Source organism: Shewanella litoralis (genome assembly GCF_009828585.1).
In the GTDB taxonomy this organism is placed as follows: domain Bacteria; phylum Pseudomonadota; class Gammaproteobacteria; order Enterobacterales; family Shewanellaceae; genus Shewanella; species Shewanella litoralis.
On sequence record NZ_WSRZ01000010.1, the window covers coordinates 1 to 14,237 of the forward strand.

Consider the following 14,237-nt stretch of genomic DNA (forward strand, 5'->3'; position numbering starts at 1 on the left):
TTAGCCGCCACTGCGCAAAATATGAAGAAAATGGCGTTACTCGCCGCTTTTTTGCATTTTTTTAGGGTGATATTAGCGCATATGAAGCTCATAAGAAGAGAGTTGGACGTCGATAATCAACAATGCTGCTCAAGATGTGTTTTTAAATAAAAGTCCTGAAATGCGAATAAACCTATAAAAGAAAACCCCCACTTTAAAAAAAAGTGGGGGTTTGTCATTAATCTGAAGCCATATCATTTGATATGGCTTTATTTTTTTCAATGGGTTGTACCATTACCTGTTTAGCACAACAGCATTACTTTTCGATAGGCTCGTTAGTAAACTCAATGTTTTGCTTTTTGGTAGCAGGGCTAACACCCATAAAGTATTCGTAACCTTTGTCGCTTGAGGTTTTCTTAGCATCATCATCACTTAATTTAATGCTTGTTTGATCTGAAAACAGTGTGTATTTCGCTTTAGGTTTTTGAGCCGCGGGTTGCTGAGCTGAGTTTACCGATGGTTTTAGTATCCCTTTTGGGACTTCTGCAACCACAACCGATGGCTTACTTACGGGTTTTTTAGCAACGGCAACATTAGTGAATTTGTAATTGAATACGCCATTACCTTCAATGTTTTCGACACTCGATTGGTCTTGATTTTGGTAAGACGCTAAAATGCCGTGTTTACCTAATGGAATTTCATGGAACAGTTTTTTACCGGTACCAATTTTAACACCATTAACAAACCAATCGGCAGGCACGTTACTGACTAATGTGACCATTGCTGATTTTAAACCCAACTTTTCATTGAGCATTTCGTCGATTTTGTTGTTATAAGATGGCTTGAACTTCATGGCCACTTTATAGTTTAAATCGCCTCTCATGTTCATGTTGGCATCAATGACTTCATACGACAGTAATACACTTTTATCGTTCAAGAATGGAGATTCATTACGCGTGTTGCTAAGAATACTGCTTTGAGATTCTTTTAAACAGTCAGCAATCGTTTGATACTTAGAACATTCTGTAGAGCCATTAATGTTAACCGGTAGCGTGCTGCTTGATTTTGATAGATCAGCAATTAAACGGTTAGTAATGTCAGTTTTGAGTTTAAATAACTGCTGACTTTTAGAGGCTCGTTGTTTGTTGATTTGTTCGTATTCAGACAGAATTTCTACTTTTTCAGTTTCAAGACGTTTGCTGTCTTCTTCTGCTTTTACGGTTAATTCATCAACTAATGTGACTGACTCTTCAATTTGTTTATATGTGTCAGGCAGAGAAGTTTTAGTGCGAATAGCCTGTGGTAAGCCATCAATCAATTCATCATAACGTTGTTGTTCTGATGCGATAGTCTTTTTTAGGCCTTCTACGTCGTAGGCTTTTTTATTGAGTTGAGAGAATTTGTCATTCACATTGATCAACAGACTATCGATATCATATTCGGTTTCGATTTTATTCAGTGTCTGTTTTTCTGAATTGGTGATGACTTCGAGTGCCGCAAATGAGTTGCTTGCGTATAAGCACAATAAAGCAAGGCTAATTGAACCGTATCTCACTGATCTCTCCATAATATTTCTCTACAAGCTGGAACCATCGACACTCTGTAATGCGCTGAGTGTAATCAGCAAAGAGCAAAATAATCCGTTAATAATTTATAATACTGAAGTTATTTTGGCTTTACAAACAGATTGTGGTGCATTGCTCACAATAAATTGACAAAATTTTGACACTTCTAGATGTTGAACTGAGTTTATAGTGAAAACAAGTAAATATAAACGTAAATCAGCCTGATAAAGCAAAACAGAGACCGGAGTCTCTGTTTTAGTATCAAACGTTATTTGCTGATGCGTTTGTATTTTAAACGGTGTGGTTCAACCACATCGGTACCCAGTGTTTCTTTTAGCCAGGTTGAGTACTCAGTGTAGTTACCTTCATAGAAGTTCACTTTACCTTCATCACGGTAATCAAGGATGTGCGTTGCGATACGGTCGAGGAACCAACGGTCATGCGAAATAACCATGGCACAGCCAGGGAACTCCAATAACGCTTCTTCAAGTGCTCGTAATGTTTCAACGTCTAAGTCGTTGGTCGGTTCGTCGAGTAATAATACGTTGCCGCCAGCTTGCAGTAGCTTCGCTAAGTGAACTCGGTTACGTTCACCACCCGACAGGGTACCAATGATTTTTTGCTGATCGCCACCACGGAAGTTAAAGCGGCCAACATAGGCACGACTTGGAATTTCTGTGTTGTTAATACGCATGATGTCTAAACCGCCAGAAATCTCCTGCCATACGGTATTTTTGTCGTTCATTGAGTCGCGGAACTGCTCAACTGAAGCAATTTGCACTGATTCACCCACAGAAATCGAACCGCTGTCTGGCTGCTCTGCACCCGATATCATTCTAAATAACGTTGATTTACCGGCACCGTTAGCACCAATAATGCCGACAATAGCTCCTTTAGGCACCGTGAATGTTAAGTCATCAATTAACACACGATCACCATATGACTTGGTTAAATTAGTCACTTCGATGACCTTGTCGCCTAGGCGAGGTCCTGGTGGGATAAACAGTTCGTTCGTTTCGTTCCGCTTTTGATAGTCATTGGTGTTCAATTCTTCAAAGCGCGCCATACGGGCTTTGCCTTTTGATTGACGGCCTTTAGCGCCTTGGCGAACCCATTCTAATTCTTTAGCAATGGTTTTCTGGCGTGCGCTTTCTGTTGATGACTCTTGCTGTAAACGTGCATCTTTTTGTTCAAGCCATGATGAATAGTTACCTTCCCATGGAATACCTTCGCCGCGGTCAAGTTCTAAAATCCAGCCAGCCGCATTATCTAAGAAGTAACGGTCGTGGGTAATGGCCACTACGGTACCATTATATTCTTGTAAAAAATGCTCTAACCATGCCACTGATTCAGCATCTAAATGGTTGGTTGGTTCGTCAAGCAACAGCATTTCTGGTTTTTCAAGCAACAAACGGCAAATCGCCACACGGCGACGTTCACCACCCGAGAGCACTTCAATTTTGGCATCCCATTCTGGTAAACGCAGCGCGTTGGCGGCACGTTCAAGAATGCGGTCAAGGTTATGGGCATCTTGCGATTGAATAATCGCTTCAAGCTCACCTTGCTCTTTGGCCAATGCATCAAAGTCGGCGTCGGGTTCTGCATAGGCGGCATACACTTCATCTAAACGGGTTAAGGCATTTTTGGCTTCGCTTACCGCTTCTTCAATGGCTTCGCGAACGGTTTGTTGTTCATTTAAGCGTGGCTCTTGGGGTAAATAACCAATTTTAAGCCCAGGCATTGGGCGAGCTTCACCCTCAATTTCGGTATCAATACCGGCCATGATGCGTAGCAGGGTAGATTTACCTGAACCGTTTAAACCCAGTACACCAATTTTAGCGCCAGGGAAAAAGCTTAACGAAATGTCTTTTAAAATTTGCTTTTTAGGTGGAACAATCTTACCCACACGAAGCATGCTGTATACAAATTGAGCCATGTTTATTCTGTCTAGTTGTCAACAAAGATGACGATAATTCTACTGTATTCTTTGCGTAACTCAACTGTGGATTATGGAATTAATTTTACGGTGCAGCGAAGCAGATTAAATACCACCTCGGGGGATTAACATGAATCGTTTTGTATTGAGAACACAGTGAATTTCATGTTGTTTCTACTGTGAATGATCATCGTTGCAGAGTAGAATACCGCGCAACCCTACTATATAGAAATTGATGTTGGAGCTACCATGTTGAAAAAAGCGATGAATATTGCGGATTACGATCCAGAATTATTTAAAGCCATTGAAGATGAAACTTGTCGTCAAGAAGAACACATTGAATTGATTGCGTCTGAGAATTACACCAGTCCACGTGTGATGGAAGCGCAAGGTTCACAGTTAACTAACAAGTATGCTGAAGGTTATCCTGGCAAGCGTTACTATGGTGGGTGCGAGTATGTTGATGTTGTTGAAACATTAGCTATCGAGCGTGCAAAAGAATTATTTGGCGCCACTTACGCTAACGTGCAACCACACTCTGGTTCACAAGCAAACAGTGCCGTTTTCATGGCGTTATTACAGCCAGGTGACACAGTGTTAGGTATGAACCTAGCTCACGGTGGTCATTTAACTCACGGCTCTCCAGTAAACTTTTCTGGCAAACTGTATAACATCATTCCTTATGGTATCGACGAGTCTGGCAAAATTGACTACGACGAAATGGAGCGCTTAGCGGTTGAGCATAAGCCTAAGATGATGATTGGTGGTTTCTCTGCTTACTCAGGTATTGTTGACTGGGCTAAAATGCGCGAAATCGCTGATAAAATCGGTGCATATTTATTTGTTGATATGGCGCACGTTGCAGGCTTAATTGCTGCCGGTGTATATCCTACGCCAGTACCACATGCGCACGTTGTTACCTCAACTACGCATAAAACTTTAGCGGGTCCACGCGGCGGCATTATTATTTCAGCAGCTGATGATGAAGACCTATACAAAAAGTTAAACTCAGCGGTATTCCCTGGTGGCCAGGGTGGTCCTTTAATGCATGTTATCGCGGGCAAAGCGGTTGCATTTAAAGAAGCATTAGAGCCAGAATTTAAAGTATACCAGCAGCAAGTAGTTAAAAACGCTAAAGCCATGGTTGAAGTGTTTTTAGCCCGTGGTTATAAAATCGTTTCTGGCGGTACTGAAAACCACTTAATGTTGGTTGACTTAATCGGTCGTGACTTAACCGGTAAAGAAGCCGATGCCGCGTTAGGCAGTGCAAATATTACGGTTAACAAAAACTCAGTACCAAACGATCCTCGTTCACCGTTTGTCACTTCAGGTGTGCGTATCGGTACACCAGCCATTACCCGTCGCGGCTTTAAAGAAGCTGAAGCGAAAGAGCTGACAACCTGGATTTGTGACATTTTAGATGACGCATCTAACACTGCGGTTATCGAGCGCGTTAAAGGCCAAGTGTTGGCGTTATGTGCTAAGTTCCCTGTATACGGTTAATCACTATTGCTGTTGAGGTTTAGGTTAACCTTGCTCAACAAATAGGATAAACTTTAATGGCCGCTAATTTTAGCGGCCATTTTGTTTTCTGCAGGAGGTTCAATGCATTGCCCTTTTTGTAGCGCGACCGACACCAAAGTCATCGATTCTCGATTAGTGGCCGATGGCCATCAAGTTCGCCGTCGCCGGGAATGTACCGAATGTCATGAACGTTTTACCACATTTGAAGGCGCAGAATTAGTGATGCCTAGAGTGATAAAACGCGATGGCACCAGACAGCCGTTTGACGAAGAAAAACTTCGTGGTGGCATGTTGCGTGCAGTTGAAAAACGCCCGGTATCAATAGATGAAATAGAACAAGCTCTGACCAAGATTAAGTCAACGCTGCGTGCAACCGGTGAGCGTGAAGTGGGCTCTGAGATGATTGGTAATCTGATGATGGAGCAATTAATGAGCCTAGATAAAGTGGCTTATATTCGCTTTGCTTCGGTTTATCGTGCTTTTGAAGATGTGTCTCAATTTGGCGAAGCTATTGCCAAACTGCAAAAGTAATCACCGACTAAACGCTGATTTTTGAATACTATTTATGTGCTTAACATGATATCAAACGAGAGTGGTAACCATGTCTAACTGGTCTAGCGTCGATATTGAAATGATGAGCCGAGCCATTATGCTGGCAGAACGAGGTCGCTATACCACTCGGCCCAATCCGTGTGTCGGTTGTGTGATTGTTGCAGATGGACAAATTATTGGTGAGGGCTATCACCAACGTGCCGGCCAGGGGCATGCTGAGGTTAACGCACTTAAGATGATCCAAGATCAAGGATTATCAGCTCAAGGGGCTACAGCATATGTCACATTAGAGCCTTGCAGTCATTACGGGCGTACGCCGCCTTGTGCATTAGGCTTGATAAATGCCAAGGTTGCTAGAGTGGTCGTCGCAGTAACAGATGCCAACCCTGAAGTGTCTGGTCGTGGTATTACAATGTTAAAAGAGGCTGGCATTCAAGTGGATGTGGGTCTACTTACAGAGCAAGCTTATGCCCTTAACCTGGGTTTTATGAAACGCATGAAAACTGGGTTACCCTGGGTAACGGTAAAAGTCGCGGCCAGTTTAGACGGAAAAACCGCGTTATCTAATGGTGTGTCAAAATGGATAACTGGCACTGCTGCGCGCGCTGATGTGCAAAAATATCGCGCTTGCCATTGTGCATTAATTACCGGCGTTGAAACGGTTTTAGTTGATAACCCAAGCTTAAATGTCCGCTTTGAATCATTGGGCGAGTTAACCAACCGCCATAACCCTGATGAGATTGTTCAGCCGCTTAGAGTGGTGTTAGATAGCCGAGCAAGATTAACCGCAAGTCAGCAGATGTTTACCATCGAAAGCCCGATTTTATTGGTGTCTGGGTGTGATTATCCGTCAGAGGTTAAAGCCGCTTTCCCTGAACATGTGTCATTTTTAGTTCTAGAGTGTGATTCGTCAGGTAGAATCCCATTACTGACCTTGCTAACGTATTTAGGCAACACGGCCAACTCAGTATTTGTTGAGGCGGGGGCAACGTTAGCTGGCGCATTTGTAGCACAAAATTTAGCCGACGACATTGTGCTTTATCAAGCACCTAAGATCCTTGGCAGTCATGGCCGCAATATGCTGCAATTACCCGATTATAGCACCATGGAACAAACGCCAGCGTTGCAACTCATTGATGAGCGCAGTATTGGCAATGATAAGCGTTATATCCTCAGATATAGCAAACCCTATTAATTGCTAGTTGCCAAGGCTAAAAGTCTGAGCGACAGCAAAGTATAAACGTTAAAAGTGAGTCATTATGTTTACTGGGATAATCGAAGCCCTTGGTACATTACGTAAAATTGATCGCAAAGGTAACGATATTCGCTTAACCGTTGCCAGTGGTAAATTAGATTTAACCGACGTGAAATTAGGCGACAGTATTGCCACTAATGGTGTGTGCTTAACCGTCGTTGAGCGCTTAGCAGACGGTTACGTGGCAGACATCTCAGCTGAAACGGTGGCGTTAACAGGCTTTAGTCATTATCAGGTGGGCCAAAAAGTAAACCTTGAAAAAGCCGTTACGGCGACGACAAGGTTAGGTGGTCACATGGTCAGCGGCCATGTTGATGGTATTGCTAAGGTTGAACAGTGTGCCTACAGAGGCAAAGCGCTAGAATTTTGGTTAATAGCTCCCGCAACGCTGAGTCGTTATATCGCTCATAAAGGATCGATTACTATCGATGGTGTGAGCTTAACCGTTAATGAAGTGGATGGAAGTCGTTTTAGATTAACTATCGTGCCTCACACTGCAGGCGAAACCACATTAGTTGAATTAAAAGTGGGTGATAGCGTAAATATCGAAGTGGATTTAATTGCTCGTTATTTAGAGCGGTTAATGCATCCAGAAGCAGACCATACTAAACCGTCATCGGGTGTGACGATGGAGCTATTGGCCAAATCTGGTTTCTTACGTTAACCGTATTAACATTGGTATCTCGCTTACTTATAAAAATAGAATGACTACTTCAGTATTGAAGCAAACTCTTAATAAATAAAGGTCTGACAATGGCGCTACATAGCATAGAAGAAATCATTGAAGATATTCGCCAAGGTAAAATGGTTATCTTGATGGACGATGAAGACAGAGAAAATGAAGGTGATTTAATCATGGCCGCTGACAAAGTTACGCCAGCAGCAATCAACTTTATGGCAACGTATGGCCGTGGGCTTATTTGCCAAACCATGACTAAAGCGCGTTGTCAGCAGCTTAATTTACCGCTGATGGTTACCAATAATAATGCCCAATTTTCGACTAACTTTACCGTGTCGATTGAAGCTGCAACAGGGGTAACCACAGGTATTTCAGCTCACGATCGCGCGGTAACCGTACAAGCGGCTGTGGCTAAAGATGCCAAAGCATCTGATTTAGTGCAGCCTGGTCATATATTTCCGTTGATGGCGCAAGAAGGTGGCGTGTTAACCCGTGCGGGTCACACCGAAGCCGGCTGCGATTTAGCACGTTTAGCCGGTTGTGAACCGTCTGGTGTAATTGTTGAAATTTTGAATGACGATGGCACCATGGCGCGCCGCCCAGATCTTGAAATATTCAGCGAAAAACACGGCATTAAAATTGGCACTATTGCTGATTTGATTGAATACCGTAATACCAATGAAACCACAGTCGTACGAGAGGCTCAGTGTAAATTACCGACCCGTTATGGCGAATTTACCATGGTGACCTTCAGAGACACTATCGATAATCAATTGCATTATGCTTTGGTTAAAGATGAAGTTAAAGCAAACTGTTTAGTGCGGGTACATTTACAGAATACCTTCAACGATTTACTGCACTCTGAGCGCGATCAAAAACGCAGTTGGCCGTTAGAAAAAGCCATGGAACGTATTGCAGCAGATGGTGGTGTTTTAGTGTTACTGGGTAACAATGAGCATTCAAGTCAGTTGCTTGCAAAAGTAAAAGCGTTTGAAGCTGAAGATAATGGTCAATCGCCAGCGCCCGCAATGTGGCAAGGAACATCACGTCGGGTTGGTGTCGGTTCGCAAATTTTATCCAATTTAGGCGTGACTAGTATGCGTCTATTGAGCTCACCAAAACGTTATCATTCGTTGTCAGGCTTTGGTTTAGAAGTGACGGACTATATTGCCGAGTAATATTGGCAAGTGGTAAATTTAACAATTTCATTAATTGCATAGCGCTCAGGGCTAATGGCTGTGATATCATAGCGCCTCTTTTTGCCCCGAGCCGGGTGCTTTAGCTAATTTAGGTAAGATAGAATGAACGTAGTTCAAGGTAATATCGAAGCGAAAAATGCCAAAGTGGCGATCGTAATATCGCGATTCAATAGTTTTTTAGTTGAAAGTCTGCTTGATGGTGCAATAGACACATTAAAGCGTTTCGGTCAGGTAAGTGACGACAACATCACTGTTGTACGTGTTCCTGGCGCAGTTGAATTACCACTGGCAGCAAAGCGTGTTGCAGCAAGCGGTAAATTTGACGGCATCATTGCACTTGGTGCGGTGATCCGTGGCGGTACCCCTCATTTTGATTTTGTTGCCGGCGAATGTAACAAAGGTCTAGCACAAGTTGCACTAGAATATGACCTACCTGTTTCATTTGGTGTATTAACGACAGATACCATAGAACAAGCTATTGAGCGTTCAGGTACTAAAGCAGGTAACAAAGGTGGCGAAGCCGCTCTTGGTTTACTTGAAATGGTTAATGTACTGCAACAACTAGAACAACAGCTGTAATAGTAGGAAAAGTATGAAACCTTCAGAGCGCCGTAAGGCCCGCCGTTTAGCCGTTCAAGCCATTTATTCATGGCAGTTAAGTAAGAATAATGTTGCTGACGTAGAACATGAGTTTTTAACTGAACAGAACACTGATGGCGTAGATGTCGCTTATTTTCGCGAGTTATTATCAGGTGTGGCCTCTAAAACCGCACAGATTGATGATTTGTTAAAGCCACATTTAGATCGTGATTTCGAAGATGTTTCACCAGTTGAAAAAGCCATCGTTCGTTTGGCAACTTACGAGTTGACCTTCCGTAAAGATGTGCCGTTTAAAGTGGCCATTAACGAAGGCATCGAATTAGCGAAAGCGTTTGGTGCAGACGACAGCCACAAGTTTGTTAACGGCTTGCTTGATAAGATAGTGAAGCAAAAGTAATACCAGAACGGTATCTTCGGATACCGTTTTTCATTTCTATTAATTGTTTCTAAATTAAGGTGGTCGGTTTACCGCACCAAACTGAATGTGAAAGAATTCCAACTTATCGAACATTACTTTCGTAATAAAGGCCAAAAAAGACGCGATGTAGCGCTTAGCATTGGCGACGACTGCGCTTTAGTTAATCCTGCAGAAAACAAATCAATTGCGATTTCATGCGATACTCTCGTTGAAAATGTCCATTTTTTAGCAGACATTCCAGCCCACGCATTAGGGTATAAATCTTTAGCGGTTAATTTATCCGATCTTGCCGCAATGGGAGCAGAGCCCGCATGGTTTACTTTGGCTTTGACGCTACCGAGTGTTGATGAACCATGGCTAGCCCGTTTTAGCGAAGGGCTTTTTGAAATTGCAGAATATTATGGCGTAGCATTAATTGGTGGTGATACCACTCGCGGCCCCCGCAGTATTAGCATTACCATTAATGGCCAGGTGATTAAAGGTACTGCATTGACACGTGCCGGCGCTAAAAATGGTGACTGGGTGTATGTCACGGGTACATTAGGTGATTCAGCATTAGGATTAGATATTTTAAGAGGTGTTAAAACCGTTAATACTGAAGATAAAGAGTACCTGATTAATCGTCATTATTATCCAACTCCGAGAGTATTAGCAGGCCAAGCGTTAAGAACATTAGCCACCAGTGCGATTGATTTATCAGATGGGTTGGTGTCAGATATCCAGCATGTACTAAAGGCTTCAAAAGTGGGCGCGATCATCGATGTCAGCCAAATCCCGCTGTCATCTTCCATTAAAGCAAACCTAAGTCGTGAAGAGGCGCTGAGTTATGCATTAACGGGAGGAGAAGATTACGAGCTATTGTTTACAGTGCCTGAGTCTCAGCGTGGCGCTATTGATACCGCGCTTATCCATGCCGGAGTTAAATTTGTCAAAATTGGCCAAATCTGTGCAGGTGATAAACTTAAATTTGTCGACGACGGTAAGGCATTTATCCCTGTCTCCCGTAGTTTTGAACATTTCAGTTAACCGATTATGAAACTTATCACTCAAGATAAATTCGTCAATAAGCTGTCTTTAGCTAATCCTATTCACTTTTTAGCATTAGGTTTTGGTAGCGGAAAAGCAGCGAAAGCACCTGGCACTTTTGGCACTTTAGCTGCCGTGCCTTTAGTACTACTAATGCAACAGTTAAGTTTAATGCCTTACTTGCTAATTACTGTGCTGAGTATGCTGGCAGGCTTTTACATTTGTGACAAAGCCGCCAAAGACATGGGCGTACATGATCACGGTGCGATTGTGTGGGATGAAGTGGTTGGTTTAATGATCACTATGATAGCAGCGCCTGCTGGTTTTGTGTGGTTGCTGCTTGGTTTTGTATTATTTCGTTTTTTTGACATTATTAAACCCTGGCCTATCCGCTGGCTTGATGCCAAAGTTCACGGTGGTTTTGGGATTATGATAGACGATGTTTTAGCAGGCATATTTGCATTAATTGGTGTGCAGCTAACGGTTTATTATTTAACCTAATTTATTAATGCTAGCCATGAATGAAATAATAAAAAAGAGCACCTGGGGCTCTTTTTTTATTATTGTTTTTTCGCTATTGAGTCATCATTAAATTGTTGCGTAGCTGTTCTATTTCAATATTCATATTGACGATGCGCAACTTAAGATCTGTTTCATAAAAAGTACAGCTTAATACTTTACCGATAGGATTGTAGCGTAATTGCCATAACTGCATCAAGCCATTGTCGTTATCGCAATATTCTGGTTGTATAAGCGTAATAGATGCATCTGTTGAAACGGGCTCTTTAACCATGTTAACGAAATATTCAGCCCGCAAGTTATCATCATCAATGGATTTAATAAACATTTTAGCTAACCATTGCTGGTAAAAAGGCACACTCTCTTGTTGAGCATCTATTTCCATTTGCTGCATAATATTACGACCAAAAAGCCATTCACCTGAAAATATTCGCTCAAAGTCGCTTTGAGTTAATACGAAAGGAGATTGCCAGGTGGTAATTTTTTTCGAAAACTCTTTGTTTTCAGGGGTAATAGAACTAGCCAAGTTTAACTGTAGCTTGAGCATGTTATAGGCAATAGTATGGCTCATTAACGAGCGAGAAGAGTGATACACATTATTCCAAAAATGAGCATCTCTATTTAAGAATACTGTAATGCTATCAATATCTAATTTACTTGCCGTTGCGTTAACGCCTTTTATCGATGCTAGTATGCTTAAATCTCTAAGTTGAAAAAGTTTACTCCAGTGGATTTGCTTCTGAAGTGTCAGAGATTGATCGCTTTCTTGCCAAAAAGGCATACTTAATAAAGTATTGTATTGCTCTATTTCTGCCTTGTATGCGCCTATAACATCCTTAATATCATTATCGTTATCATGAAAAAATTGATTACATGTAGTGATGTCAGTTTGATAACAAGCGGTTTTAAAACCCCGTGTTAACTCAACCGCTGCAGTGCTCAGGGTTAACAACGATTTTTGTTCAAGCGATGCATTATCTTCAGCCGTGCCAACGATAGTTTTGGCATATTCAAACCCGTTTGCGTCCGATACAACGGGTTGTTGTTTTAGCCAGCTTTCAACTAACAGTGTGTTTGGCGATTTTGTTCTGTCAGACGCGTTGATTGCCACTAGGCAAACAACGACAAATACCAATAGGCTGCTTATTATCCCAACCAGCACACCAATCGTTTTTAACAACGTCATCATCATTCTTTATCCGTAAAGTCCATTTAACACAATGGTAACATGTTGCTGGCATTTGATAAATCATGAGCTTTATTGTAATAACTCACGAGCGTTAGCTATGGTGTTTTCAGTGATCACGTCGCCACCTAATAAACGCGCCAGTTCATTTACGCGCTGATCTTTATCTAATGCTTGCATGGTGGTTTCAGTGCTGCCGGCCTTATTGAACTTATTTACAAACATGTGTTGATGACCATTGCCTGCAACTTGAGGTAAATGGGTAACACACAAGACTTGAGTCGATTCGCCAAGGCTACGCAGCATTCTGCCGACAACTGACGCGGTAGGGCCTGAAATACCCACATCAACTTCATCAAATATTAGTGTTGGGGTAGCGACTTTTTTAGCGGTTATCACCTGAATACCTAAACCTATACGTGACAACTCACCGCCTGAAGCGACTTTGGAAATCGGTTGTAAAGGTTGGCCTGGGTTAGTTGTCACCATAAAGTCGATACTGTCGCAGCCATTGACTGAGATATTGGCTGGGTCGTGATTGACTTGGATGCAAAACTTACCCTTAGGCATGTTGAGTTCATGAATCGATTGAGTCACCAATTTATCTAATTCTTTCGCATATCGGTTGCGGCTTTGACTCAGTTTTTGTGCATTGGCTAAATAGGCATTTTTGCTCGCATCTAATTGCAGTCTTATCTCGTCAAGTTTGCTTTCATCGCCAGCGAGTTCGGTGAGTTCTGCCATTAGCGCTTGGTGATGTAATGCTAGCTTGTCTGGGCTTACATGATGCTTACGGGCCAGTTGCATTGCTGTTGATAAGCGCTTCTCAAGATAAGCAAAGTGCTCTGGATCAAGTTCTAAGCGACTTAAATAGCTTTCTATTTCACTGGCACTTTCTTGTACCTGGATTAGCGCATCGTTAAGCATGGTACTAATGGGTGCAAGTGACTCATCATAACCTTGTAACGTGTCTGCAATGCTAGCAACTTTATTTAATAGTGACTCAATATTGCCCTCATCACTTTCGGTGAGTAAGTGCAACCCAGCCTGGCAACGCTCAATTAAATCGGTGCCATTCGCTAAACGCTTGTGTTCCTGCTCTATTTCATCAAACTCGTCTAGGCCCAGGTTAAATTCGTTAAGTTCTTCTACTTGATATTGCAGTAGTTGTTGGCGAGAAATTCGCTCGTGTTGAGCTTGTTCAAGCTGCTTGAGTTCATTCTCAACCTGTTTGCACCTCAGATAACTAGCGCTCACGTTGTCGAGTAATATTTTGTGGTTGGCGTAACTGTCGAGCAAATTTAATTGATGCTCACTTTTTAGCATTGCATGATGGGCATGTTGGCCATGAATACCAATTAATAATTGGCCTATAGCTTTTAATTGCGTCACTGGAACGGGATTACTGTTGATGTAAGCGCGTGAGCGACCATCACTATTAATGGTACGGCGAAGTATGCATTCATCGTCTGCGTCGAGATCATTATCTTCAAGCCAACGTTTTGCTAACGGCACATCTTGTAGGGTAAAGCGGGCACTGACTTCGGTTTTGCTGGCGCCTGGTCTTACGGTGTTGGCGTCACTGCGATTGCCTAAACATAAACCCAGTGCGTCGATTGCAATCGATTTACCGGCGCCGGTTTCACCGGTGATGCTTGTCATACCGGCTTTAAAGTCGAGTTCTAAAAAACGTACGATAGCAAAATTGTTGATGCTGAGTTGGCAAAGCATAATGAATTCCTGTCTATGAAACCACCAAACTACTGTATTGATAAACAGTATATACTGATTTTTTATAC

The 14,237-nt window shown here is 42.4% G+C and carries 13 protein-coding genes; 9 read left to right on the forward strand and 4 right to left on the reverse strand.

What is annotated here, in order from left to right; translation table 11 throughout:
- Positions 1-295 precede the first annotated feature (295 nt).
- Positions 296-1,534 (reverse strand): hypothetical protein, encoded by a 1,239-nt coding sequence (locus tag GQA99_RS09550; protein ID WP_160053665.1) that lies wholly within the window; start codon positions 1,532-1,534, stop codon positions 296-298.
- Positions 1,535-1,812: 278 nt separating this feature from the next.
- Positions 1,813-3,480, reverse strand: a complete 1,668-nt coding sequence (gene ettA, locus GQA99_RS09555; protein WP_160053666.1) for an energy-dependent translational throttle protein EttA — start codon at positions 3,478-3,480, stop codon at positions 1,813-1,815.
- Positions 3,481-3,729: 249 nt separating this feature from the next.
- On the opposite strand from ettA, the gene glyA reads away from it, so the two are divergent.
- The 9 genes from glyA to GQA99_RS09600 all read left to right on the forward strand — a co-directional run bounded on the left by glyA (position 3,730) and on the right by GQA99_RS09600 (position 11,234).
- Positions 3,730-4,983 (forward strand): serine hydroxymethyltransferase, encoded by a 1,254-nt coding sequence (glyA, locus tag GQA99_RS09560; RefSeq protein WP_160053667.1) that lies wholly within the window; start codon positions 3,730-3,732, stop codon positions 4,981-4,983.
- Positions 4,984-5,085: 102 nt separating this feature from the next.
- Positions 5,086-5,535, forward strand: coding sequence for a transcriptional regulator NrdR (gene nrdR / locus GQA99_RS09565; RefSeq protein ID WP_160053668.1), 450 nt, complete (start codon positions 5,086-5,088; stop codon positions 5,533-5,535).
- Positions 5,536-5,605: 70 nt separating this feature from the next.
- The gene (gene ribD, locus GQA99_RS09570) at positions 5,606-6,751 is read left to right on the forward strand and encodes a bifunctional diaminohydroxyphosphoribosylaminopyrimidine deaminase/5-amino-6-(5-phosphoribosylamino)uracil reductase RibD (protein ID WP_160053669.1); all 1,146 of its coding nucleotides are present in this window, start codon (positions 5,606-5,608) and stop codon (positions 6,749-6,751) included.
- Between the two features lie 64 nt (positions 6,752-6,815).
- Positions 6,816-7,475 carry a riboflavin synthase gene (locus GQA99_RS09575; RefSeq protein WP_160053670.1) on the forward strand — a complete coding sequence of 220 codons (660 nt, stop codon included), beginning with the start codon at positions 6,816-6,818 and terminating at the stop codon, positions 7,473-7,475.
- Positions 7,476-7,564: 89 nt separating this feature from the next.
- The gene (gene ribBA, locus GQA99_RS09580; RefSeq protein WP_160053671.1) at positions 7,565-8,668 is read left to right on the forward strand and encodes a bifunctional 3,4-dihydroxy-2-butanone-4-phosphate synthase/GTP cyclohydrolase II; all 1,104 of its coding nucleotides are present in this window, start codon (positions 7,565-7,567) and stop codon (positions 8,666-8,668) included.
- A 123-nt stretch (positions 8,669-8,791) separates the two neighbouring features.
- Positions 8,792-9,268: a 6,7-dimethyl-8-ribityllumazine synthase gene (ribH, locus tag GQA99_RS09585; protein ID WP_160053672.1), complete on the forward strand. Its 477-nt coding sequence runs from the start codon at positions 8,792-8,794 to the stop codon at positions 9,266-9,268.
- A gap of 13 nt (positions 9,269-9,281) precedes the next feature.
- Positions 9,282-9,686: a transcription antitermination factor NusB gene (gene nusB, locus GQA99_RS09590; protein ID WP_160053673.1), complete on the forward strand. Its 405-nt coding sequence runs from the start codon at positions 9,282-9,284 to the stop codon at positions 9,684-9,686.
- Positions 9,687-9,773: 87 nt separating this feature from the next.
- The gene (gene thiL, locus GQA99_RS09595) at positions 9,774-10,733 is read left to right on the forward strand and encodes a thiamine-phosphate kinase (RefSeq protein ID WP_160053674.1); all 960 of its coding nucleotides are present in this window, start codon (positions 9,774-9,776) and stop codon (positions 10,731-10,733) included.
- A gap of 6 nt (positions 10,734-10,739) precedes the next feature.
- Complete coding sequence (locus GQA99_RS09600) at positions 10,740-11,234, forward strand: phosphatidylglycerophosphatase A family protein (RefSeq protein ID WP_160053675.1); 495 nt, start codon at positions 10,740-10,742, stop codon at positions 11,232-11,234.
- A gap of 73 nt (positions 11,235-11,307) precedes the next feature.
- Here GQA99_RS09600 and GQA99_RS09605 read toward each other — a convergent pair whose 3' ends face one another.
- Positions 11,308-12,444, reverse strand: a complete 1,137-nt coding sequence (locus tag GQA99_RS09605; protein ID WP_160053676.1) for a hypothetical protein — start codon at positions 12,442-12,444, stop codon at positions 11,308-11,310.
- A 66-nt stretch (positions 12,445-12,510) separates the two neighbouring features.
- On the reverse strand, positions 12,511-14,169 hold the full coding sequence (gene recN / locus GQA99_RS09610) for a DNA repair protein RecN (RefSeq protein ID WP_160053677.1): 1,659 nt from the start codon (positions 14,167-14,169) through the stop codon (positions 12,511-12,513).
- Positions 14,170-14,237: the final 68 nt, after the last annotated feature.

Excerpts from the sequence above, each read along its gene's own strand:
- ettA (WP_160053666.1), bottom strand. The coding sequence starts at position 3,480 with ATGGCTCAATTTGTATACAGCATGCTTCGTGTGGGTAAGATTGTTCCA.
- glyA (WP_160053667.1), top strand. The coding sequence starts at position 3,730 with ATGTTGAAAAAAGCGATGAATATTGCGGATTACGATCCAGAATTATTT.
- nrdR (WP_160053668.1), top strand. The coding sequence starts at position 5,086 with ATGCATTGCCCTTTTTGTAGCGCGACCGACACCAAAGTCATCGATTCT.
- ribD (WP_160053669.1), top strand. The coding sequence starts at position 5,606 with ATGTCTAACTGGTCTAGCGTCGATATTGAAATGATGAGCCGAGCCATT.
- GQA99_RS09575 (WP_160053670.1), top strand. The coding sequence starts at position 6,816 with ATGTTTACTGGGATAATCGAAGCCCTTGGTACATTACGTAAAATTGAT.
- ribBA (WP_160053671.1), top strand. The coding sequence starts at position 7,565 with ATGGCGCTACATAGCATAGAAGAAATCATTGAAGATATTCGCCAAGGT.
- ribH (WP_160053672.1), top strand. The coding sequence starts at position 8,792 with ATGAACGTAGTTCAAGGTAATATCGAAGCGAAAAATGCCAAAGTGGCG.
- nusB (WP_160053673.1), top strand. The coding sequence starts at position 9,282 with ATGAAACCTTCAGAGCGCCGTAAGGCCCGCCGTTTAGCCGTTCAAGCC.
- GQA99_RS09600 (WP_160053675.1), top strand. The coding sequence starts at position 10,740 with ATGAAACTTATCACTCAAGATAAATTCGTCAATAAGCTGTCTTTAGCT.
- GQA99_RS09605 (WP_160053676.1), bottom strand. The coding sequence starts at position 12,444 with ATGATGATGACGTTGTTAAAAACGATTGGTGTGCTGGTTGGGATAATA.
- recN (WP_160053677.1), bottom strand. The coding sequence starts at position 14,169 with ATGCTTTGCCAACTCAGCATCAACAATTTTGCTATCGTACGTTTTTTA.